This is a genomic window from Flavobacterium sp. T50_26 (assembly GCF_057652995.1).
The window spans coordinates 44,528-67,626 of the sequence record NZ_JBYFCC010000010.1 but is presented as its reverse complement, the minus strand read 5'-3'; the positions used below and the strand labels follow the sequence as shown (position 1 = coordinate 67,626).

Genomic DNA, 23,099 nt, shown 5'->3' with positions numbered 1-23,099 from the left:
CAGTTTAGATTTAATTCTAAGCTAAAAACAAACAAAAAATGTCAAAAGTAAAATTAGGAATTAACGGATTCGGAAGAATTGGTAGAATTGTTTTCAGAGAAACATTCAACAGAGATAATGTAGAAGTGGTTGCAATAAACGATTTATTAGATGTAGACCATTTGGCTTACTTGTTAAAATATGATTCAGTTCATGGTCGTTTTGCAGGAAAAGTAGAAGTAAAAGACGGAAAACTTTTTGTAAACGATAAATTTATTAGAGTAACTTCAGAAAGAGACCCAAAATTAATTAAATGGGATGATAAAGATGTTGACGTTGATATCGTGGCAGAATGTACCGGTATTTTCACAACCATAGAAACAGCAAAAGCACACATTGATGGTGGTGCAAAAAAAGTTGTTATTTCAGCTCCTTCGGCAGATGCACCAATGTTTGTAATGGGTGTAAATCACCTAGATGCTAAAGCAACAGATACAGTGGTTTCAAATGCTTCTTGTACAACAAACTGTTTGGCACCATTGGCAAAAGTAATCAATGACAATTTTGGAATTGTAGAAGGTTTAATGACAACAGTTCATGCATCAACATCAACTCAAATGGTTGCCGACGGTCCATCTAAAAAAGATTGGAGAGGCGGACGTGCAGCTAGCGTAAATATTATTCCATCTTCTACAGGTGCAGCAAAAGCAGTTGGAAAAGTTATTCCCGAATTAAATGGAAAATTAACAGGAATGTCGTTCCGCGTTCCAACAATCGACGTATCTGTAGTGGATTTAACAGTAAAAGTAGCCAAAGAAACTTCGTATGAAGAAATTATGGCTGTGTTGAAAAAAGCTTCAGAAAATGAATTAAAAGGAATTTTAGGTTTCACAGAAGATGATGTTGTGTCTCAAGACTTTATTTCAGATCCTAGAACTTCAATCATAGATGCAAAAGCAGGTATCGGTTTAAATTCAACTTTCTTTAAATTAGTATCTTGGTATGATAACGAATACGGATATTCAAGCAAATTGATTGATTTATCTGTACATATTGCAAAACTATAATTTTCATTAAAAGTCCTGTTAGTACATTTGTATAACAGGACTTTTTTTCTAACAAACAAACTAAACCTCATGAAATTATTAGTAGACGGCGGTTCAACAAAAGCCGATTGGATTGCAATTGATGATAACGGAAAAGTATTATTTACTACCCAAACATTAGGATTAAACCCTGAAGTTTTAGGAAAAGATCAAATTATTACTCGTCTCGAAGACAAGTTTGATATTTCTCAAAATAAAGACAAAGCCAAACAATTATTTTTTTACGGAGCAGGTTGCGGAACAGATAAAATGAAAAAATTTCTAAAAGAAGTTTTTGAAGAATATTTTAAAAATGCAACTGTAGATGTTCAAGAAGATACTTATGCAGCAGTTTATGCAACTACACCAAAAGAAGAACAAGCCATTGTTTGCATTTTAGGAACAGGTTCAAACTGTAGTTTTTTTGATGGCAAAGTACTTCACCAAAAAGTGCAATCATTAGGCTATATCGCTATGGATGATGGCTCTGGAAACCGTTTTGGTAGACATTTGTTAAGAGCCTATTATTTTAATAAAATGCCTAAAGAATTAGCCAAAGAATTTGAAACAGAATTCAATTTAGATGCCGATTATATTAAAGGAAATTTATACAAAGAACCCAATCCAAATGCATATTTGGCAACGTTAGCTAAGTTTTTAATCAAACATAAGGATACTGAGTTCTGCAAAAAAATAATTTATAAAGAATTAAAAAAGTTTGCCAAAAACTACATTATGCAATATGATAATTGTAGAGATGTATATGTGCATTTTGTAGGTTCTATAGCATTTTATTTAAAAGATGAATTGGAAGAAATCTTAAACAAATACGACATTAAAATTGGTAATGTTCTACGAAGACCAATTGATGGTTTAATTGCTTATCACGTTTTAAATAAATAAATTCAAAATAGTATTATAAAAAAGAGAAATCATACTTTTAAATAGTTTATGAATTTCTCTTTTTTTTGTTATTAGAATTTTTTACCGCTAATTTAGTCACAAAAACATAATATGGAAATAGCAATTATTGCACACGACGGAAAGAAAGCAGATATGGTTCAGTTTTTAAATAAAAACAAAGCCATTTTGCTTCATGAAAACATTAAGTTAATTGCAACCGGAACAACTGGAAGTAAAGCAGAAAATGCCGGATTTAAAGTAAAAAAAATGCTTTCCGGACCACAAGGAGGCGATGCTCAAATTGCAGGAAGAGTAGCCGAAGGAAAAACAAAAATGGTACTTTTTTTCAAAGATCCATTATCCAGTCATCCGCACGAACCCGATGTAAATATGCTCATTCGTATTTGCGATGTTCACAATATTCCATTAGCAACCAATGAAGCAACCGCACAATTATTGTTAAATGGTTTGTTAGCCGATTAATCCATTATCACAAAAGAAAACAGACAACAGATAACGGATAACAGAAAACCGATATTTGTCAGGAGCAAATGGCTCGGGCATTTTCAGCCAACCATTTTCCCGCTTTCCGTTCCAATTTTTTGTTCACGAGCAAAAGCTCGCCAACAAAAAGATTTCCACTGCAATCGGGGCTAGAAAGTAAGCAAATCGCCTACTTGGAGAAGCAGTTATCAGTAAACAGTTATCAGTAAACAGTTATCAGTATATAGTAATCAGTAATCAGTAATCAGTAATCAGTATATAGTAATCAGTCACTAATCAACCGACAACCGACAACAGACAACCGACAACCGACAACAGACAACAGACAACAGACAACCGATATCAGACAACAGAAAACTACTTAACCGCCACCATCGAAATCTCCACATTCACACCTTTTGGTAATCCCGCAACTTGAACAGTTTCTCTGGCCGGAGCAGAATTTTCATCAAAATAACTACCGTAAACGCCATTTATTTTTCCAAAATCAGCCATATCCATAATAAAAATTGTGGTTTTTATGATGTTTTCAAAACTCATATCAGCCGCTTCCAGAACAGCTTTCATATTTTCCATAACTTGTTTAGTCTCAGTTTTAATATCATCTAAAACCAAATCACCTGTTTTCGGATTAATCGCAATTTGACCGGAAGTATATAATGTGTTTCCCACTAAAACAGCTTGACTATAAGGACCAATAGGAGCAGGGGCTTTGTCTGTAAAAATTATTTTTTTCATACTGTTGAATTTTTTAAATTAAAGATTATCTCAACTGTCTGTCTGGTAACGAACGCTTATCCCACTTAATATCACTCAACACAGACGATTTAATTCCTATAAAAAATCCCCATGAAGCATAATCTCCAAATGGAGCCCAGTTAAAATCCATTCGCCAACTTAGCAAATCTCGTTCAAAACGAAGTTGCGTAAACGTAACTCCTTTTTGCACAAAATCATAACCCGAAGACACACCCATTTTCCATCTTGGAGTAATGTCTAGATTTCCGGAAATCATCACCGAATTTCCTGTTATTTTTTTCTCTCTGTTATTATTTCCATAGGTCAGCGAATAAGCAAACGTTAGATCCCATGGAAGTTTAGCATTATAAAATTCGGTGGGTTCTTCACTTCCATCATCATCTCCAAATTGACTTTCCCGTCGATCTCCTAAATTGGTATTAGTTCCAAATAAATCATCCTCACGACCACCATTTCTGGCACCTTGTGAGTTTTCATTATTATTTTTATTACCTTCACTAGAAAGAGAATAATTAATGGTCATGTTGGCACTTGTCATTCTAAATAAACTTCCTCCATTATCAATATTCCAAGTGTTTATTCTTCTTCCTGCTGCATTAATCGCGTACGGATCCAAAGTGGCACCAAAATTTATATTCATTTTGTTTTCAAACAAAGCTGTTCCGCCACTCATTCGAATGGGATTCCAACGTAGCGTGTCGGAAGCCATATTATAACTCGTTGAAAAATTCAACTGATTTAAGAGCATTACTTTTTTGGGTTCAACTTTTGTACTGTCTTTGTCTGTCATTTTTGCTTCAAACGTGTTGCTAAGATTAAACCCTAAACTGTTTGAATAATTTTTGCCCGGAGCTCCAAAAATTCCGCTTTCGAAACGGGTATAATCTGCCATTCTTCCACTACCATCCATTGCATAGGTATCAAAATATTTTTCAAAACTAGGTGTGTAGCTGTGCGATACAGAAGGTCGCATTACATGGCGAATGGCTTGAATTTTATTTGTTTCTTTAAAATTAAATGTTCCATAAATTGTAGTTCCTACACTAGATGAAAAAGAATAGGTTCTAAAAGCATCAAAACCATTTACATCTTCTGTCACCACTTTATTTGCATCAGTGTCAAATCGTTTATTAATTGTTTTTAAATACCAAACTTCATTATAATTTGCACTAGTAGAAACACTAAAATATTTAAAAATTTTAAAATTAGTACTTAACGGAATAGAGTGTTGAAAGCCAGAATTTGCTTCTTTAAACATCTCCGATTTAAAAAAAAGTGAATCATTTGTTCTAATTCTGTTTTCTCCTCTTAAATTGTATTGTAAATTTATATTTTTAAAGAACCCTTTTTTTGCACCATCTTTAGGAGCAAATGGAAATATTCTGTCTACACTTAGCTGGAGTGTTGGCAAAGTCATATTAATTTCTTGTGTTCTGGAGTTCTGATTGTGTGTGGCAGTAACAGACATATTTACCTGTGGAACAGAATTAAACGTTTTTGAATACGATATAGACGAACTCAAGTTGTTATTTAAAGTAGAGCCTACATTAACCTGATTTAGAGATTGTTGAAAATAAGTGCTACTTCCTAAATTCACCGAGGCAGAAAATCGTGAAGACGGACTTGACTTAGCGTCTTGCGAATGCGACCACTGAATATTGTATATTTTTGATTTGGTGTAATCAGGAAAACCGCGTTCACTTTGAATTTGATTTTCAAAACGAACATTAAAATTCCCTCTAAATTTATACATCCATGCATAGGATGATTCAAATCGGAGAGCATAACTGCCGTTCGTATAATAATCTCCCATAATTGCCAAATCATAATAATCACTCAAAGCCAAATAATATCCACCGTTTTGAAGCGAATATCCTTGTCTGCGAGTATCTTGAAACGTGGGCACAATCAAACCGGACTGACTACTTTCTGTCATCGGAAAAAAAGCAAATGGAATGGCAATAGGTGTTGGAACATCAGCAATAACCATATTGGTTAAACCGGTAACCACTTTTTGTTTAGGAACTAACTTAATTTTATTGGTTTGAAAATAATATTCAGGATTTTCTATGTCTTCAGAAGTTGTAAAGCGAGCTTTTTTTAGAAAATAAACAGAATCATTCTCTTTTTTGGTTATTTCAGCTTTTACACGAAATTCACCTTGATCTGTTCTGGAATTCCAAATCAAAGCCTTTTTTGTTTTAGAATTAAATCGAATGGAATCAGGTTCAACCACATTTGCTCCTTGTTTAAAAACTGGTAATTGAGTATAAGTTCCTGTAGAATCTTTAATTCTTCCGGCATAAACTTCGTCTTTTTCATAATTCATAACTATAATTCCGGCCTTAATTTCAATGTCTTGATAATAAAGTTCAGCTTTGTTATACAGCGTTATAAGTTTGTTTTTTTGATCAATTTTTGCGTAGTCTTCGGAGGTGTATCGAATTTTACCTTCCAATAAAGATTTTTTTTCAACTTTAGGAAGACTGTCTTTTTTTATTGTATCATTTGTTTCAGTAAAGGTTTCTTTGCTGATTACCAGACTGTCAGGTGCTTTTTCGGCTTCAATTCGCAAAGACTTATTTGGCAATTCCTGTGCATAATTTTTTTGAATTCCGATTGTTAGGAAAAATGCTGATAAAACGATATGAAATAAGTTTGTACGCAAAGGTTTTAATGCTATTTTTGTAAAATTATGGCTTGATTTTTGGAGTGCCAAACTTACATATTAATTTTGGTCAAAAATAAGTAAATAATAAAATTTAAAACGAAGAGTTTTAATTAAAATTAACTTTTGAAAAAATGTACACCCTAAATAGATATAAATTATTCGTTTTTTTACTGATTTCACTTTCGGTAAGCTCAATGTTTTCACAATCTAATAACAAGTTTAAAGTTGTTTTGGATGCAGGACACGGCGGAAAAGACTTAGGTGCAAATTATTATGGCTTTATTGAAAAAAATATCGCTTTGGCAGTTGCTTTAAAAGTTGGAAAACAACTAGAGAAATACCCTGATATTCAGGTTGTTTACACAAGAAAAACAGATGTTTTTGTTGAATTAATTGAACGTGCCAGAATTGCAAACCGTGCCAATGCCAATATGTTTTTATCCATTCACTGTAATGCAGCTCCTAAAGGTCAAGCATATGGAACCGAAACTTTCGTGATGGGTTTAACCAAAAATGCTTCCAACCTTGAAGTCGCTAAAAAAGAGAATGCTGTAATTACGCTAGAAAGTGATTATAAGATGAAATACGAAGGATACGACCCGAAATCTCCGGAAAGTGTAATTGGCATCACGCTTTTACAAGAAGAATATTTAGATCAAAGTATTACCATTGCTACAAAAATTCAGAATGAATATACTAATAAACTAGAAAGAAAAAATAGAGGAGTTAAGCAAGGTCCTTTCTTAGTTCTAAACCAAACGGCCATGCCAAGTATTTTAACAGAATTGGGTTTTCTTTCATACAAACCGGAAGGAGCTTACTTGAATTCTGAAAAAGGTCAAGATGAATTAGCCAAAGGTATTGCCGATGCTATTTTATCCTACAAAAAAGAATATTATGGAAGCTCAGCACAAATGGTAGAAGAAAAACCTGAGAAAACTAGTGCAGAAATTCCGGTGGTTCAAGAAATACCTAAACCAAAAGATGAACCAAAAGTAGCAGAAAATAAAGTAGTAGATACTAAAGGTATAATGTTTAAAGTTCAGATTTCGGCCAGCGGAAAAAAATTAGAATTAGCACCAAAAAACTTTAAAGGTTTAGATCCAACTTCGGTTATTGAAGAAAAAGGTTTGTATAAATATTATTATGCTCAGACCTCAAATTATGACGATGCAAAACAAAATCTAGCCGAAGCTAAAAGCAAAGGATATGATTCAGCATTCATTGTTGCTTTTAAAAATGGAAAAAAAATATCCATTCAGGAGGCATTAAAACAATAAAGTAAATTAAGTTTTATAAATTTGTATAAAAACACTATCCATTGAAATTATCAAGAGAAATTAAAACAGCAATCTTAGTTATATCATCCGTTTTATTATTTATATGGGGATATAGTTTTTTGAAAGGAACCGATATTTTATCAAACCATAAAACATTTTATGTGCTTTATGACGATGTAGAAGGGCTTATCGCTTCTGCACCTGTAACAATAAACGGACTTACAATTGGTAAGGTAAAATCAATCAACTTTTTAGATAATTCAGGAAAGTTAAAAGTAGAATTACAAATTGACACGGATTTTAAAATATCAAAATCAAGTGAAGCCAGAATTTATGAACCAGGACTTATTGGCGGTAAACAAGTTCAAATTGTTCCGGATTTAAAAGATTCTAATTTAGCGAAAGATGGAGATTATTTGAAAGGTGGAGTAAAACCTGGTTTAACCGATTTAGTATCAGAACGATTAACACCTTTGCAGGAAAAAATTGAAAAGGCAATGTTAAGTGCAGATGGCGTGCTAATGAACATTAATGATGTTTTAGATGAAAAAGCGAAAAAAGACCTAAGAAACAGTTTTGCTGAGTTAAATAAAACACTTACATCTTTGAGCGAAGCTTCCAAATCAGCTAATGAAATTTTAAGCACTAATAAAGGCAAGCTTAATAATGTGGTATCTAATTTTGAAAAAGTTTCTACCAATTTTGAAAAAATTTCCGACTCATTGGCACAAACTAATTTGAAGCAAACGGTAGAGAATCTAGAAAAAACACTAGCAAATGTTGATAAAATAATTGCCAACTTAGAATCCGGAAACGGAACTATGGGCAAGTTGCTTAAAGACGATAAAATGTATGCTAACTTCACAAAAGCTTCAAAAGAATTGGAACTCTTATTAGAAGATCTACGTTTAAACCCAACCCGATATGTCAATGTTTCTTTGTTTGGAAAGAAAAATAAACCTTATGTAGCTCCAACTGAAGCTGATTCAACAACAACTAAAAACTAACTTTTATGAGTTATTTGGATAATATATTATTTGCAATAATTTTAAGTTTTGGATTTGGCTATTTTGCATTAAACGTAAAAAAGTTAATCCGAAATATTAAACTTGGACAAGATGTAAATAGAAAAGATAATTCTGCAGAGCGTTGGAAAAATATGGCCATGATTGCTCTTGGTCAATCAAAAATGGTAAAACGACCAATAGCCGGAATTCTTCATATTATTGTTTATGTTGGTTTTATTATCATCAATTTAGAATTATTAGAAATCATTATTGATGGTCTTTTCGGAACTCATCGTGCCTTTTCTTTTATGGGAGGATTTTATGATGTATTGATTGCTTCCTTTGAAATTTTAGCTGTTTTAGTGATCATTGCTGTAATTGCTTTTTGGATAAGAAGAAATATAATAAAACTGAAACGATTTGTAAATTCAGACATGAAAGCTTGGCCTAAAAGCGATGCCAATTATATATTATATTTCGAAATTGTTTTGATGTCGTTGTTTTTGATAATGAATGCATCCGATTATTGGTTACAACAAATGGATGTTAATCATTATGATCAAGCCGGAAGTTTCCCAATCAGTCAATTTATCGCACCACTTTTTAATGGTTTATCCGAAGGAGTGGTTATTATTATCGAACGAACCGCTTGGTGGTTGCACATTTGTGGAATTTTAGTATTTTTAAATTACCTTTATTTTTCTAAACATCTTCATATCTTATTGGCTTTTCCAAATACATATTTCGCGAATTTAAATCCGCAAGGAAAATTTGATAATTTAGAAAGTGTGACCAATGAAGTAAAATTAATGCTTGATCCTTCTGCCGATCCGTTTGCAGCACCGGCAAATCCCGATGCAGCACCTGCCAAATTTGGAGCAAGTGATGTGCAAGATTTAGATTGGGTTCAATTACTGAATGCCTATACGTGTACCGAATGTGGAAGATGTACTTCATCTTGTCCGGCAAACCAAACCGGAAAAAAACTATCTCCTCGTAAAATTATGATGGATACTCGTGACCGTTTGGAAGAAGTTGGTAAAAATATCGATCTAAACAAAGGCGTTTTTGTTCCGGATAATAAGTCATTATTAAACGATTATATTACACCGGAAGAACTTTGGGCATGTACATCATGTAATGCTTGTGTAGAAGAATGTCCGGTCAACATCAGCCCGTTATCAATTATTATGGATATGAGAAGGTATTTAGTGATGGAACAAAGTGCTGCTCCAATGTCGTTAAATGCAATGATGACAAACATTGAAAATAACGGTGCTCCATGGCAATACAACCAAATGGATCGCTTGAACTGGAAAGACGAAAATTAATATATAATCCAAACAAATTCCCATAAATGTGAGCCTTGGGAACGTGTTTAATGAATGTGAAACTAACCAAAAATTTAAAAATGAAAGCGGAAGACATTGAAAAGAAGTTACAAACTGTAACCGAAAATGGGCAACATCTAAGCCCAATTTTACCTCAAGGAATTAAGAATTATTTAATCGATATCGACGGAACCATCTGTGATGATATTCCAAATGAAGAACCGGAAAGAATGCTCACTGCAGAAGTGTATCCTGATGCATTAATCACATTGAATAAATGGTACGACGAAGGACATATTATTTTCTTCTTTACATCAAGAACAGAAGCTCACAGAGAATATACCGAAATTTGGTTAAAAAAGCATGGCTTTAAATACCACGGAATGGTCATGGGTAAACCAAGAGGAGGAAATTATCACTGGATTGATAATCATTTAGTGAAAGCAACCCGATATAGAGGAAAGTTCACCGATTTGGTTGAAAAAGAAGTAACAATTCAAGTTTTTGATGACGAACACCATGAATAAAAACGATTTTTAGATAATTAGATTTTTGGATTTTTAGACTTTTCGAACAATCCAAAAATCCAAAAATCTAATAATTGAACAATCCAACAATCATAAAAATATGGCAGAAAATCTAACAGTGCCAACCATGGCAGAAATGATGGCTCAAGGCAAACAACCCGAAGTTTTATTTTGGGTAGGATGTGCCGGAAGCTTTGATGACAGAGCAAAAAAGATAACAAAAGCATTCGTCAAGATTCTAAATCGTGCCAATGTTCCTTTTGCTGTTTTGGGTACAGAAGAAAGTTGTACCGGAGATCCAGCCAAAAGAGCCGGAAACGAATTTTTGTTTCAAATGCAAGCCATGATGAACATTCAAGTAATGAATGCGTATGAAGTGAAAAAGATTGTGACTGCTTGCCCGCATTGCTTCAATACGATCAAAAATGAATATCCCGAATTGGGCGGATTGTATGAAGTTATGCATCATACCCAATTTCTAAAATCATTGTTAGATGATGGCAGATTAACTATTGAAGGTGGACAATTTAAAGGAAAACGAATCACCTTTCATGACCCTTGCTATTTAGGAAGAGCCAATAATGTCTATGAAGCTCCTCGTGATTTAATTCAAAAATTAGATGTCGAGTTAGTCGAAATGAAACGTTCCCGTGCCAACGGATTGTGTTGTGGAGCCGGTGGAGCACAAATGTTTAAAGATGCCGAACCTGGGAACAAAGAAGTAAATATCGAACGAACAGAAGATGGTTTAGAAACAAAACCCGATATCATTGCTGCAGGTTGTCCGTTTTGTAATACGATGATGACCGACGGAGTTAAAAACAAAGAAAAAGAAGCATCGATAAAAGTTATGGATGTGGCAGAATTAATTGCAAACGCTCAAGATTTATAGTATGAAAATTAAACACATCCTTTTTTTATTTTTATTTACAACCTCTCTTTTTGCACAAAATACTGATGCAATTTATGACATAATTGCAAAAGAAACTTGTTCATGTATTACCAACAAAAAAATAGACTTGCAAAATGATAATTATGAAAAAATTCAATTAGAGTTTGGTTTTTGCATCATTAATAGTTACTCAAATCACAAAAATGATTTTGATCAACCAACGGATTTAAACTTCAGTGATGGTGAACTCATGGAAAAATTTGGAGAAGATATTGCAATAAAGATGGTAAATCACTGTCCGGATTTTATAATAGCATTGGGCAGTAGAGTTGAAGATACCGAAGAAGTTGAAGAGGAACCAAATCTTTTTGTAGAGGCAGTTTTTATCGAATCAAAAAAGAATGATTTTCAAACAATTACAATCAAAGAAAACAATGGAAGAATTCACACATTAATTGTTTTAACTTTCTTTGAAGATGTAAATTTGATTACAGAAAATCTAATTAAAAAGAATGAAAAAGTTATAGTTGAGTATTTTGAACAAGAATTTTACGATCCAAAAGTAAATGACTTTAGATACTATAAAGTAATTCAGGGAATTAAAAAACAATAATTATTATCAAAAATGTATATACCATTTGAAAATCTTCCTGAAGAATCAAGAATTTGGATTTATCAGTCCAACCGAAAATTTTCGGATGATGAGATTACCGAAATAGAGAGCGATCTTCAAATTTTTGTTGAAGATTGGGCTGCTCACGGAACATCGTTAGAAGCTTCCTTCATCACAAAATATAATCGTTTTATTATTCTTGCTGTCAATCAGGAAGTGCAACAAGCCACAGGTTGTTCGATTGATAAATCGGTTGAATTTATTCAGTCATTAGAACAAAAATATAAAGTAGATTTGTTGGATAAAATGAATGTAACCTACAAACAAGGCGAATTTCTTACGCACAAATCACTTTTAGATTTTAAACGAATGGCTAAAGAAAAAGCCGTTTCTGCCAACACAATAGTTTTTAATAATCTCGTTAATACTATTGAAGAATGGAAAGAAAGTTGGGAAGTTCCCGCAGAAGATAGCTGGCATAGCCGATTCTTCTAAAAACTTTTGATATTTTAATTAAATTTCATTTACTTTATTATTTATTGTTGGTTTAAGTCTATTTTGTGATAGAACTTTAAACCTAGGCACTAAATTTGATGTATATCAAAAAGAAATCATTTTTATGAAATCCAAATTTGTCCGAATTATTCCATTATTACTTCTACTGATTGTTGTTGTCAATTGTGCCACCAACAAAGTCAGACAGAAAACTGTAGTAACTACTGAAAATGATTCTATCAAAACAAATTCGGTTAAATCAATAAAGAAAGAAGTACCAAATTTTGATTACACTTTAAACTCAAACTCTGAAAAAAAATGGGTTGATAGTGTATATAATTCACTCACGTTAGAAGAAAGAATCGGACAACTTTTTATGGTGGCAGCCTATTCTAACAAAGATTCGGCTCATATAAAATCATTAGACAAATTAATTACAGAACAAAAAATCGGTGGATTAATTTTCTTTCAAGGCGGACCCGTTCGTCAAGCTCAAATGACAAATCGGTTTCAAAAACTAACCAAAACTCATTTGTTTATTGGAATTGATGCCGAATGGGGTCTGAGTATGCGACTCGATTCTGTCAACCGTTTTCCATGGAATATGACATTAGGGGCCGTTCAAAATTTAAAATTAATTGAAGAAACCGGAAAACAAATGGCTCTTCAATCCAAACGAATAGGTGTTCATTTTAATTTTGCACCTGTTTTAGACATCAATACCAATCCAAAAAATCCAATTATAGGCAATCGTTCTTTTGGTGAAGATAAAGAAAAAGTAACCGAACGTGCTTTGGCATTAATGGTTGGTTTACAAAGTAACGGTGTTTTTGCAACGGGAAAACATTTTCCTGGTCACGGAGCAACTTCAACCGATTCGCATTACACATTACCGGTTATAAATTTTACACAAGAACAAATTCGAGACATAGAATTATTCCCATATAAAAAATTAATCAATAAAGGATTAGCCAGCGTTATGGTAGCTCATTTAGAAGTTCCTAGTTTTGAGACAAGGCAAGGCTTTCCTTCTTCAATTTCTTATCCAATTGTTACTAATTTGTTGAAAGAAGAATTAAATTTTAAAGGATTAATTTTTACAGATGCTCTTAATATGAAAGGAGCAAGTAATTTTAAAAGTCCCGGAGATATTGATTTAGCTGCGTTTTTGGCCGGAAATGATATTCTTTTATTTCCTGAAAATGTTCCTGTTGCCATTCAAAAGATTAAAGAAGCCTATGATTTATCAACAATTACAGAGGAACGATTGGCTTATTCAGTGAAAAAGATTTTACATTATAAATTTAAAGCAGGATTAAATAATCTAAAACCGATTGATTTAGCCAATTTATCCACTCAAATTAATTCTCAGGAAGATGAAGCTCTACAATATAAATTGTATGAAAATATTATTACTGTTGTAAAAAATAAACTAGCAATTTTACCAATCAAAGAATTAGAAAAAGAAAAAATAGCTTTTGTAAAATTTGGTGATGATTCGCATGAAATATTCATTGAAACATTAAAAAAATATGCAGACATAACTGAAGTTTCAAATGAAAATCTTGATTCATTACAAGCAGAACTGGAAGAATTTAACAAAGTTATTATTGGTTTTCACAAAGCTGACGGAGCTTGGAAAAAACACGATTTTACAGAAAAGGAAATTTTATGGATTTCCGAAATCGCAAAACGAAAAAAAGTTATTTTAAATTGTTTCGTAAAGCCGTATGCATTAAGTTCCATTCCGACTTTTGAAAATATTGATGGCGTAATCGTTTCGTATCAAAATAGTGAAATTGCTCAAAATGTTTCTGCTCAACTTATTTTTGGAGCAGTAGAAGCGAAAGGAAAATTACCTGTTACTATAAATGATGAATTTAAGTTGAATCATGGTTTATCAACAAAAAAAGTAGATAGATTGGGATTCACTCATCCTTCCAATGTGAATATGAATCCGTTTATACTGACCAAAATTGATTTGATTATGCAAAAAGCAATCAATGAAAAAATGACGCCGGGCGGACAAATTTTGGTGGCTAGAAAGGGAAAAGTAATTTATCAAAAAGCATTCGGACATCATACATATGACAATCAAGTTGAAGTAAAAAATTCTGATATTTATGATGTAGCATCGTTAACCAAAATTGTTTCTACATTGCCAAATGTGATGCAATTGTATGATAAAGAAAAAATAACTTTAGATTCAAAATTAGGCGAAATGCTTCCGGTTTTCAAAGGAACCGACAAGGAAAATATCAATTTTAAAGATTTGCTTTCTCATTATGCTCGTTTACAAGCGTGGATTCCTTTTTACAAACAAACATTAGACTCGAGCAATAAACCATCTGAAAAATATTATAGAAAATCATACAGCAAAGATTTCCCTTTTCAAGTTTCCGAAAATTTATATTTGAGAAAAGATTATCAAGACACCATTTTATCACTTGTAGCAACCAGTAAATTGTTGCCTAAAAAAGAATATAAATACAGCGATTTTACGTTTATTATTCTAAAAAATTATATCGAAAGAGCCACCGGAAAGTCATTAGACGAATTAAGTGAAAAGAATTTTTATTCCAAAATTGGAGCAAGTAACACACTTTATAATCCGTTGCAAAAGTTTGATATGAGTATAATTCCGCCAACCGAAGTAGATAATTATTACCGTTACAAAACCATTCAAGGCTATGTGCACGATATGACAGCGGCCATGGAAGGTGGAGTAGGAGGTCATGCCGGAATTTTCTCGAATTCCATGGATATGGCTAAAATTATGCAACTTTATTTGCAAAAAGGAAGTTATGGCGGTCAACGATTTTTTAGTGAAGAAACTTTTGATGTTTTCAATACCTGTTATTATTGTCCGGAAGGAAATCGTCGGGGAATCGGTTTTGATAAACCTCAATTAGGAAAATCCGGACCAACATGCGGTTGTGCTTCCATGACGAGTTTTGGACACACAGGATTCACCGGAACAATGGCTTGGGCAGATCCGGAACAAGAATTAGTGTATATCTTTTTATCCAATAGAACTTTTCCTAATTCAGAAAAAAATACACTTTCTCAACAAAATATTAGAGAAGATATTCAGCAAGTGATTTATGATGCGATAATTCACGAAAATTAATTCGTTCTAAATGTTTTTCGAATAATATCACTCGGAAATACCACCACACTTTCATGACCATTTTTTCCAACAGCGGCAACACCAAAATAGAAGTTATCGATGACGATTCCTTTCAATTCAAAATTATCGACATTGCCAACATAACGACTGAATTCCCATTGTGGCGAAGTAGTGTTTCGCCAATAAATTTTATAACCCACAATCGTTTCATCATTCGACTTTTCCCAACGTAATTTCGTGTTTGGTTCAACAATTCCGCCAATAAGGACTTTTGTTGGAGCTGGTGGAGCCCAAGCCAAATTAGCCAAAACAACAGCATTTACGGCGGTTAATTTGGCTACGTAATCAAAGTTTACACCTTCTAAAACATCACCATATGCAATTCCGTTTTCGGTTCGTAAATTTTGATGTTGACGATTATAATTTTCATGAGCTTCCATGATTCTGATGCCGGCATAACCCAAATCATTAAACGGACGATGATGACCACCTCTGCCAAAACGATCCAATCTGTAAATCATCATCGGATTCATTTCCGGCATGTAAGTTTGAATTTGTTTATGCGTATAACGTGCCAATTGACGTGAAATGCCATCCACTTCGCCACCATAAAATCTTCTTGAATTTCTTTCTTTTTCTGTTTCAGTAGGTGGAGTAGGTTCAGAAAAAATTCTAAAGCTTCGGTTATCAATCACACCATCAACACCTTCGATGTTCCCAATCATATCATTATTCAACACGCCAGTAATTTCCCAGTTGTTTTTCTTAGCAAATTCGGCGAAACCTTTTCCGCCAAACAAACCTTGTTCTTCACCGGATAATCCTAAATATATGATACTATTTTCAAAAGTATATTTTGATAAAACCCGAGCGGCTTCAATTGTTCCTGCCATTCCGGTTGCATTATCGTTTGCACCGGGAGCATCGCCCTCATAATCCATTGTATCGGAATTTCTTGAATCAATATCGCCTGTCATAATAATGTATCGATTGGGATATTTTGTTCCTTTTTGAATAGCAACTACATTGACAATCCAACTGTCTTTTGGAACTCGTTCACCTACATTGGTCGTAACAAAATCTTTTTGATAAAACACTTGAAGACAATTTTTACAATCTTTGGAAATGATTTCAAATTCCGATTTTATCCATCTGCGAGCAGCTCCAATTCCTCTTGTGTTCGAAATTGTATCACTAAAAGTGTTGCGAGTGCCAAAATTGGCTAGAGTAGTGATGTCTTTTTGCAATCGGTTTGCTGAAACAGATTCGATGATATCGTAAATTCGACTATCCGTTTGAGAAAGAGTAACAGTTGATAATAATAAAAGTAATGGAAGAAGGTAAAATTTCATATCCTTTTCTTTCAAAGATACAAAATATGTATTTTTAAAAAGAAAAGGACAGAATAAATAGAACTGATGTACTTATAGTTTGTGCATATTTGCCGCCAACGTTTCAATAAATTTTGAAATTGGCCCTTTGATCATCATCGCCATCATTGGATTAAATTCTCCATCAAAAACCAATTGAACTTCCGAACTATTTTCGGATAACGAATTGATATTGCCTGTTAAGGTAAAAGGTAATTTATCGGAAGCAGCTCCTAAAATAACTTGGCTTGGAGCATTTTTTTCTTTCATTTTCAATTTAATTTCCGGCATTCCTTTTAAACCAAAAATAAACGAATCTTCTCCGGTTACTTCAAATTTTGCAATGCTGTCGGGCATTAATTTTTCAAAATTGCGAACATCACTCAACGATTCAAATAAATATTGAGCTGATTTTTCTACAGTAACTTTTGGACTTTCTAAATTCATTTTTTTCTTTTATCGGTTGTCAGTTTTCGGTTGTCAGTTGTCAGTTGTCAGTTGTCTGTTGTCTGTTGTCTGTAATCCGAAAGCTGATAAATCTATTTTCTATTCTCTTTTTTCTATTCTCTTTTTTCTACTATTTAAACTTCAACACCCCATGTAGAAGGACTTACACGCCATTCCTGCAAAGTGTGTTGTTCTTCTTCGGTGATATATTTTTTGGCTACAGCTAACTCTAATAAATTATCATAATTAGAAAGTGTATGTAATTCTACATTCGCATTTTTGAAGTTTTGAACAGAAACATCAAAACCGTAAGTGAAAATCGCCACCATTCCTTTTACATTTGCTCCTGCAGCTTTTAACGCTTCAACTGCGAGTAAACTACTTCCACCTGTGCTGATTAAATCTTCCACCACAACCACACTTTGACCTTTTTGTAAAAATCCTTCCACTTGATTTTGACGACCGTGCTTTTTTGGTTCCGGTCGAACATACACAAAAGGAAGTCCCATATACTCTGCAACAAGCATACCAATGCCAATTGCTCCGGTGGCAACTCCGGCAATTACGTCAGGTTTTCCGTACTGTTTTTCAATGTTTTTAGAAAACTCTTCGCGGATGTAATTACGAATAGGTGGAAATGAGAGAGTTATCCGATTATCACAATAAATAGGTGATTTCCATCCTGAAGCCCACGTAAAAGGATTTTTAGGATTTAATTTAATTGCGTTTATTTGTAAAAGCAATTCGGATGTTTTTTTTGCTGTATCTTTATTAAAAATCATAGTACAAATGTATAAAGTTTTTGTGAACGACAAGCCACTTTTTTTGACAAATCAAATTCAGAAGGAAACTGATTTTCAGCTTTTTTTGTTGGATAGCGTTGATATAAAGCAACTTATTATCAAAATCTTTAAAAATAAAGTTGATAAAGCTTTTTTGTATCATCCGGACGAAAAGGAAATTCTTAAAAAACTGAAGTCAAAAATTCCGGTGGAAAAAGCAGGCGGAGGTTTAGTTTTAAACGATAAGAATGAAGTTTTATTCATTTTTAGGAATAAAAAATGGGATTTACCCAAAGGCGGAATTGAAAAAGGCGAAGAAATTGAAGATACCGCCATTCGCGAAGTAGAAGAAGAAACCGGCGTAAAAGGTTTAAAAATTACCAGAAAATTGAATAAAACCTACCATATTTTTAAACGAAATGGTCGTTATAAATTAAAAATCACGCATTGGTTTGAAATGAAAACGAGTTATTCCGGAAAAATGGTTGGTCAAGCCGAAGAAGGAATTGAAAAAGTTGAATGGATCAAACAAGAAAATATTCCAGCTTGCTTGACCAATTCGTATGAAAATATTAAATTACTATTTGAAAAGGAATTGATTTAATCAATTCAAAACACGATAAACCGGATAGGTTAGGTGCGAAGACTCATAATAGTCTGAATTTTTATAAATCCAATCCAATTGAGCTGAACCATTTTCTGTAAACGATTTGTCTTCTGATTTTTTCTTTTCAAATTTTTCTTTTAACGTTGGATTTTTTTTCAAAATTTCAACTGCCAAATCTTCAAAAACATAAGCAGAATAACCTTCTTTTTGTTGTAAAACAGCATCAAAAAAGTTCCAATTAAAAAATGAATCGGGTGCTTCGGGTTCTAATGTTTCCATTAAATATTTTACGCCAAATTGTTGGGTTGGAATAAAATAGTCACCTTCTTTAAACACTATTTTTTCAATTGATTTATGAATAGTTGTATTCGAATGTTGATAATGACCTTCGTAAGCAGAAGTAGAAGTTTTATAATCTGCAATTTTATATTTTTCAACTTCAATCAACGTATCTTTTTGAAATTGAACCATTTCCACTTTATTCAATTTTAATAAATCAATGACATTCCACCAGGATTTTGGAATGATATAAGCCGAAGGAATTTCAACTTGTTTTTGAGGTTTATAAAAATGATAATATGGAATTAGCTTTTTAAAAGGTTTCTTTTGGTCGTAAAAAAGTCGGTCTTTTCCAGAAATTTCACTTTTTTTATAACCCGATTCAAAACCTAAAAATTCAATTTGCTCTACTTTTGTACTATCAATTTTCCATTGTAAAGTATATTGACTTCCTGCTTTAAATTCAAATTGATTTTTATTTCTTAAATTTTTTATTTTCAAATAATTTGCATCAGTATGATTAATGGTTTCCAACATAAATTCATAGGTTACTTTCACACGGTCTTCGTATTTTTCAACATATGCGTTTCCGGCATGTACCCAATTGTATGAAAAAGTGAAGCATAACCGGTAGAATAACGTGGCAAATCCATCATTTGAGTAAAACCTTTTTCGGGAGTTGCACCATAAACGGTAACGTACGGAATACTTTCAATCTTCTTTTTCAGTAATTTCGTTCTGATTTTTGGAGTCATTTCATCTTTTAAATAATTCCCTAAATCATTTCCCAATTTTTGATGTTGTGTTTGAATATACGTCAAAACATATTGATAATCAGCACCATTACTCACATGATTGTCAATAAAAACATCCGGATTTACCAAATGAAAAATCTCGGCAAAACTTCTTGCATTTTTTGTATCCGACTTAATAAAATCACGATTTAAATCGAAATTTCTATCATTTCCACGAAAACCATACGATTCAGGACCATTTTGATTGGCTCTGGAAAATGAATTTCTATTTAAGGTTCCACCAATATTATAAAACGGAATTACGGCAATAATTGTGTTTTTTGGAACGCTAATTTTTCCAAACGCTAAATCACGAATTAACATTATGGTAGCATCAACTCCATCGGGTTCGCCGGGATGAATGTTGTTGTTAATGAGTATAATAGCTTTGTTTTGTTTTCTATCTAAATCAAAATTTTTATCATGATTAAAAACTAATAATTGTAAAGGTTCACCTGAATCGGTTAGACCCATTTCCATCAATTTGACAGTTTCAAATTTTTGGGTTAATGAAGTATAGAAATCAATCGCTTCTTGATACGTTGCTGTTTGGTTTTTATTTCCTTTTTCATAAGGAGTTAAAAATTGAGTGGAATTTTGACTAAATAAACCAAAAGAAATGAAAAAAAGAATAAATTTTATGAAACGCATAATTAAATTTTAAAGTTTCAAATGTAAATAAACTTTTTTTAAGTAAATAGTCTGTTCTTTATATTCCACTATCTTTGCAAAATGTACACAAATCCACATTCCAACAATTTACTATTGAATTTAGGTATTGAAAGCTTGAATGAAATGCAAGAAATAGCTCAAGAAACTATTTTAAATGATGCCAATGTTTTGTTGCTTTCGCCAACAGGTTCGGGAAAAACACTTGCTTTTTTATTGCCTGTTTTTCAATTGTTGCAACCTGAAATTAAAGATGTTCAATGTTTGATTCTGGTTCCTTCACGCGAATTAGGTTTGCAAATTGAGCAAGTTTGGAAAAAAATGGGAACCGATTACAAAGTAAATAGTTGTTATGGTGGTCATTCAATTGATACAGAAATTAAGAATCTATCCAATCCTCCGGCTGTTTTAATTGGAACTCCCGGTAGAATTGCCGATCATTTGGAACGTGATACTTTTAAAGTAGGTGCCATTCAAACGCTAATTTTAGACGAATTTGATAAATCGTTGCAATTGGGTTTTCATGAGCAAATGAAGTTCATCATTTCTAAGTTGACAAAATTGAATAAACGTGTGCTGGTTTCGGCAACTTCGGATATCGAAATTCCAAAATATACACAAGTTTTACATCCAACGATTTTAGATTTTATTCCAACAGAAGAAGAAAATTCAAACCTTTCGTTTAAAATGTTGATTTCTAAGGAAAAGGATAAAATCAATTCGCTTTTTAAATTAATTTGCTCTTTAAAATCGCAATCGGCAATTGTTTTTTGCAATCATCGTGATGCGGCCGAACGAATCAGTGACTCGTTATGTGAAAAAGGAATTTACGCCACGTATTATCATGGTGGAATGGATCAAGATGAGCGTGAACGTGCCCTGATTCAGTTTAGAAACGGAAGTGTGAGTTACTTAATCACCACCGATTTAGCCGCTCGTGGGTTGGACATTCCGGAAATGAAACACGTAATTCACTATCATTTGCCATCAAAAGAAGATGAGTTTACACATAGAAACGGTCGTACTGCAAGGATGTTAGCTTCCGGTACCGCTTATATTATTGCTCATGAAAGCGAGAAAAAAATGGAGTATCTAGATTATGGAATGCCTGTTTTAAATATTGAAAACGCATCAACTTTGCCAAAACCACCCGAATTTCAAACCATTTATATCAGCGGTGGAAAGAAAAATAAATTGAATAAAATCGATATTGTGGGTTTCTTTTCTCAAAAAGGAAAACTTGACAAAAGCGATTTGGGTCTGATTGAAGTAAAAGATTTTATTTCGTTTGCCGCTGTAAAATCAAAGAAAGTAAAAGAGTTTTTAGCCAATATCCGTGACGAAAAAATGAAAGGGAAAAAGTTCAAAATCGAAATTGCGAGAAAAGTGATTAAGAAAGAGGAGGAATGAGTTTTCAGTCGCAGTCGCAGTTTGCTGATTAAGTAAACTGAAAACTGCGACTGCGATTGTAAACTATAATTTCACTGAATCAGGAACCAAAACGCTATAATCGCCACCATTTCTAATTACATCACGAACAATACTTGAACTGATATAAGATGTGTTTGAAGCAGTTAATAAAAATACCGTTTCAATTTTAGACAATTTTCGGTTGGTATGAGCGATTGCTTTTTCAAATTCAAAATCAGCGGGATTTCGTAAACCTCTTAGAATAAATTCAGCTTTTTCTTTTTTGCATAAATCGATGGTCAATCCTTCATAAGTAATTACTCGGACTTTTGGAGAATCTTTAAAAGCATCTTCAATAAATTTTTTGCGTTGCTCTAATGAGAACATGTATTTTTTTTCGGCATTCACGCCAATGGCAACAATCACTTCATCAAATAGTGAAATTCCACGTTTGATAATATCGAAATGGCCATTGGTTATTGGGTCAAAAGAGCCTGGGAAGATTGCTTTTTTCATAGTTTTATTATTTAGCTAAAGCCAATTCAATTGCGTTGTTAAATAATTCTGTTAACGAAATTCCAGCTGCTCTAGCTTGTTGCGGCAAAATACTTTCGGTGGTCATGCCGGGAATGGTATTCATTTCCAGCATATACGGTTCGTTGTTTACTATGATGAATTCACTTCTGGAGAATCCTTTCATTTTCAAAACTTCATACGCTCTTTTGGCTACTGTTTCTACTTTTGTTTTCAATTCATCACTAATTCTCGCTGGCGTAATTTCTTGTGATTTTCCTAAATATTTGGCTTCATAATCAAAAAAATCATTTTCAGAAACGATTTCTGTAATTGGCAAAACAGTGACTTTTCCTTTATAATTAATCACACCAACTGAAACTTCTACACCATCTAAAAAACTTTCGATGATAATTTCATTGTCTTCTTTATAGGCATTTTCAATTGCCGGAAGCAATTCTTCTTTTGTTTTTACTTTCGAAATTCCAAAACTTGAACCGGATTTATTCGGCTTTACAAAACAAGGTAAGCCAACCGTTTCAATAATTTTTTCAGCATTAATTTCATCACCTAAATTTAAGTAAAATGAAGTGGCCGTTTTTATTCCATACGGTTTTAAAACCGACAGCAAATCTCTTTTATTAAACGTTAAAGCCGATTGATAATAGTCACAACTCGTTTGCGGAATTCCAAGTAATTCAAAATAAGCCTGCATTAAGCCATCTTCACCCGGAGTACCGTGAATAGCATTAAAAACTACATCAAATGTTATTTTTTGACCATTTACTTCAATAGAAAAGTCATTTTTATTAATTGGGAATTCTGTGTTTGATTCATTTACATAAACCCACTTATCTCTAAAAATATGAACTTTAAATAAATTATATTTTGTTTTATCTAAATACTGATAAACAACACCACCGCTAGTAAGCGAAATTTGATATTCACTGGAATATCCACCCATAATAATGGCAACATTTTTCATTGAATTGCGTTTGTAAGTTTTGGTTTAAGTTAAACAAAATTATCATTTATTTATCGAAACAAAAAAC

Annotated in this window: 20 protein-coding genes and 1 pseudogene; 13 read left to right on the top strand and 8 right to left on the bottom strand. The window is 32.9% G+C overall.

Annotated elements, in window-relative coordinates:
• Positions 1-38 precede the first annotated feature (38 nt).
• The 3 genes from gap to AC23MC_RS07625 all read left to right on the top strand — a co-directional run bounded on the left by gap (position 39) and on the right by AC23MC_RS07625 (position 2,450).
• Positions 39-1,046 carry a type I glyceraldehyde-3-phosphate dehydrogenase gene (gap, locus tag AC23MC_RS07635; RefSeq protein WP_487567809.1) on the top strand — a complete coding sequence of 336 codons (1,008 nt, stop codon included), beginning with the start codon at positions 39-41 and terminating at the stop codon, positions 1,044-1,046.
• 69 nt (positions 1,047-1,115) lie between these two features.
• The gene (locus tag AC23MC_RS07630; RefSeq protein WP_487567808.1) at positions 1,116-1,967 is read left to right on the top strand and encodes a BadF/BadG/BcrA/BcrD ATPase family protein; all 852 of its coding nucleotides are present in this window, start codon (positions 1,116-1,118) and stop codon (positions 1,965-1,967) included.
• A 111-nt stretch (positions 1,968-2,078) separates the two neighbouring features.
• Positions 2,079-2,450 (top strand): methylglyoxal synthase, encoded by a 372-nt coding sequence (locus tag AC23MC_RS07625; RefSeq protein ID WP_487567807.1) that lies wholly within the window; start codon positions 2,079-2,081, stop codon positions 2,448-2,450.
• 378 nt (positions 2,451-2,828) lie between these two features.
• Here AC23MC_RS07625 and AC23MC_RS07620 read toward each other — a convergent pair whose 3' ends face one another.
• Complete coding sequence (locus AC23MC_RS07620; RefSeq protein WP_487567806.1) at positions 2,829-3,209, bottom strand: RidA family protein; 381 nt, start codon at positions 3,207-3,209, stop codon at positions 2,829-2,831.
• Between the two features lie 25 nt (positions 3,210-3,234).
• A complete protein-coding gene (locus tag AC23MC_RS07615) occupies positions 3,235-5,898 on the bottom strand; it encodes a putative LPS assembly protein LptD (RefSeq protein ID WP_487567805.1) in 2,664 nt (887 codons plus the stop codon).
• Between the two features lie 134 nt (positions 5,899-6,032).
• Here AC23MC_RS07615 and AC23MC_RS07610 point away from each other — a divergent pair, with 134 nt between their 5' ends.
• The 8 genes from AC23MC_RS07610 (at position 6,033) to AC23MC_RS07575 (ending at position 15,176) form a co-directional block, all read left to right on the top strand.
• Positions 6,033-7,181, top strand: a complete 1,149-nt coding sequence (locus AC23MC_RS07610; RefSeq protein WP_487567804.1) for an N-acetylmuramoyl-L-alanine amidase family protein — start codon at positions 6,033-6,035, stop codon at positions 7,179-7,181.
• A gap of 41 nt (positions 7,182-7,222) precedes the next feature.
• Positions 7,223-8,188 (top strand): MlaD family protein, encoded by a 966-nt coding sequence (locus AC23MC_RS07605; protein ID WP_487567803.1) that lies wholly within the window; start codon positions 7,223-7,225, stop codon positions 8,186-8,188.
• 5 nt (positions 8,189-8,193) lie between these two features.
• The gene (locus AC23MC_RS07600) at positions 8,194-9,519 is read left to right on the top strand and encodes a 4Fe-4S dicluster domain-containing protein (RefSeq protein WP_487567802.1); all 1,326 of its coding nucleotides are present in this window, start codon (positions 8,194-8,196) and stop codon (positions 9,517-9,519) included.
• 80 nt (positions 9,520-9,599) lie between these two features.
• Positions 9,600-10,046 (top strand): LNS2 domain-containing protein, encoded by a 447-nt coding sequence (locus tag AC23MC_RS07595; RefSeq protein ID WP_487567801.1) that lies wholly within the window; start codon positions 9,600-9,602, stop codon positions 10,044-10,046.
• A gap of 100 nt (positions 10,047-10,146) precedes the next feature.
• On the top strand, positions 10,147-10,938 hold the full coding sequence (locus AC23MC_RS07590; protein WP_487567800.1) for a (Fe-S)-binding protein: 792 nt from the start codon (positions 10,147-10,149) through the stop codon (positions 10,936-10,938).
• Between the two features lies 1 nt (position 10,939).
• Positions 10,940-11,551: a hypothetical protein gene (locus AC23MC_RS07585; RefSeq protein ID WP_487567799.1), complete on the top strand. Its 612-nt coding sequence runs from the start codon at positions 10,940-10,942 to the stop codon at positions 11,549-11,551.
• Between the two features lie 12 nt (positions 11,552-11,563).
• Positions 11,564-12,046, top strand: a complete 483-nt coding sequence (locus AC23MC_RS07580) for an ABC transporter ATPase (protein ID WP_487567798.1) — start codon at positions 11,564-11,566, stop codon at positions 12,044-12,046.
• Positions 12,047-12,170: 124 nt separating this feature from the next.
• On the top strand, positions 12,171-15,176 hold the full coding sequence (locus AC23MC_RS07575; protein ID WP_487567797.1) for a serine hydrolase domain-containing protein: 3,006 nt from the start codon (positions 12,171-12,173) through the stop codon (positions 15,174-15,176).
• On the opposite strand, the gene AC23MC_RS07570 is transcribed toward AC23MC_RS07575, so the two are convergent.
• The 3 genes from AC23MC_RS07570 to pyrE form a co-directional block, all read right to left on the bottom strand.
• Positions 15,173-16,528 (bottom strand): M28 family peptidase, encoded by a 1,356-nt coding sequence (locus AC23MC_RS07570; protein WP_487567796.1) that lies wholly within the window; start codon positions 16,526-16,528, stop codon positions 15,173-15,175. The two genes, AC23MC_RS07575 and AC23MC_RS07570, sit on opposite strands and share 4 nt — an antisense overlap.
• Positions 16,529-16,600: 72 nt before the next feature.
• A complete protein-coding gene (locus AC23MC_RS07565; protein WP_487567795.1) occupies positions 16,601-16,993 on the bottom strand; it encodes an SRPBCC family protein in 393 nt (130 codons plus the stop codon).
• Between the two features lie 134 nt (positions 16,994-17,127).
• Positions 17,128-17,775 carry an orotate phosphoribosyltransferase gene (gene pyrE / locus AC23MC_RS07560; protein WP_487567794.1) on the bottom strand — a complete coding sequence of 216 codons (648 nt, stop codon included), beginning with the start codon at positions 17,773-17,775 and terminating at the stop codon, positions 17,128-17,130.
• A 7-nt stretch (positions 17,776-17,782) separates the two neighbouring features.
• On the opposite strand from pyrE, the gene AC23MC_RS07555 reads away from it, so the two are divergent.
• Positions 17,783-18,379: an NUDIX hydrolase gene (locus tag AC23MC_RS07555; RefSeq protein WP_487567793.1), complete on the top strand. Its 597-nt coding sequence runs from the start codon at positions 17,783-17,785 to the stop codon at positions 18,377-18,379.
• Here AC23MC_RS07555 and AC23MC_RS07550 read toward each other — a convergent pair.
• Positions 18,380-20,106, bottom strand: a pseudogene (locus tag AC23MC_RS07550) (M14 family metallopeptidase).
• Positions 20,107-20,187: 81 nt separating this feature from the next.
• Between AC23MC_RS07550 and AC23MC_RS07545 the strand changes: the two are divergent.
• Positions 20,188-21,534, top strand: coding sequence for a DEAD/DEAH box helicase (locus AC23MC_RS07545; protein WP_487567792.1), 1,347 nt, complete (start codon positions 20,188-20,190; stop codon positions 21,532-21,534).
• Positions 21,535-21,597: 63 nt separating this feature from the next.
• Here the strand turns inward: AC23MC_RS07545 and coaD are convergent, their stop codons facing one another.
• Together coaD and AC23MC_RS07535 are read right to left on the bottom strand one after the other, a co-directional pair.
• Positions 21,598-22,050, bottom strand: coding sequence for a pantetheine-phosphate adenylyltransferase (coaD, locus tag AC23MC_RS07540; RefSeq protein ID WP_487567791.1), 453 nt, complete (start codon positions 22,048-22,050; stop codon positions 21,598-21,600).
• A gap of 7 nt (positions 22,051-22,057) precedes the next feature.
• Positions 22,058-23,032, bottom strand: a complete 975-nt coding sequence (locus tag AC23MC_RS07535) for a D-alanine--D-alanine ligase (RefSeq protein ID WP_487567790.1) — start codon at positions 23,030-23,032, stop codon at positions 22,058-22,060.
• Between the last annotated feature and the right edge of the window lie 67 nt (positions 23,033-23,099).

Coding starts and splice junctions, on each gene's coding strand:
- AC23MC_RS07625 (WP_487567807.1), top strand. CDS start 2,079: ATGGAAATAGCAATTATTGCACACGACGGAAAGAAAGCAGATATGGTT.
- pyrE (WP_487567794.1), bottom strand. CDS start 17,775: ATGATTTTTAATAAAGATACAGCAAAAAAAACATCCGAATTGCTTTTA.
- AC23MC_RS07555 (WP_487567793.1), top strand. CDS start 17,783: ATGTATAAAGTTTTTGTGAACGACAAGCCACTTTTTTTGACAAATCAA.
- AC23MC_RS07630 (WP_487567808.1), top strand. CDS start 1,116: ATGAAATTATTAGTAGACGGCGGTTCAACAAAAGCCGATTGGATTGCA.
- AC23MC_RS07595 (WP_487567801.1), top strand. CDS start 9,600: ATGAAAGCGGAAGACATTGAAAAGAAGTTACAAACTGTAACCGAAAAT.
- AC23MC_RS07585 (WP_487567799.1), top strand. CDS start 10,940: ATGAAAATTAAACACATCCTTTTTTTATTTTTATTTACAACCTCTCTT.
- gap (WP_487567809.1), top strand. CDS start 39: ATGTCAAAAGTAAAATTAGGAATTAACGGATTCGGAAGAATTGGTAGA.
- AC23MC_RS07580 (WP_487567798.1), top strand. CDS start 11,564: ATGTATATACCATTTGAAAATCTTCCTGAAGAATCAAGAATTTGGATT.
- AC23MC_RS07600 (WP_487567802.1), top strand. CDS start 8,194: ATGAGTTATTTGGATAATATATTATTTGCAATAATTTTAAGTTTTGGA.
- AC23MC_RS07535 (WP_487567790.1), bottom strand. CDS start 23,032: ATGAAAAATGTTGCCATTATTATGGGTGGATATTCCAGTGAATATCAA.
- AC23MC_RS07620 (WP_487567806.1), bottom strand. CDS start 3,209: ATGAAAAAAATAATTTTTACAGACAAAGCCCCTGCTCCTATTGGTCCT.
- AC23MC_RS07575 (WP_487567797.1), top strand. CDS start 12,171: ATGAAATCCAAATTTGTCCGAATTATTCCATTATTACTTCTACTGATT.
- AC23MC_RS07545 (WP_487567792.1), top strand. CDS start 20,188: ATGTACACAAATCCACATTCCAACAATTTACTATTGAATTTAGGTATT.
- AC23MC_RS07590 (WP_487567800.1), top strand. CDS start 10,147: ATGGCAGAAAATCTAACAGTGCCAACCATGGCAGAAATGATGGCTCAA.
- AC23MC_RS07610 (WP_487567804.1), top strand. CDS start 6,033: ATGTACACCCTAAATAGATATAAATTATTCGTTTTTTTACTGATTTCA.
- coaD (WP_487567791.1), bottom strand. CDS start 22,050: ATGAAAAAAGCAATCTTCCCAGGCTCTTTTGACCCAATAACCAATGGC.
- AC23MC_RS07565 (WP_487567795.1), bottom strand. CDS start 16,993: ATGAATTTAGAAAGTCCAAAAGTTACTGTAGAAAAATCAGCTCAATAT.
- AC23MC_RS07570 (WP_487567796.1), bottom strand. CDS start 16,528: ATGAAATTTTACCTTCTTCCATTACTTTTATTATTATCAACTGTTACT.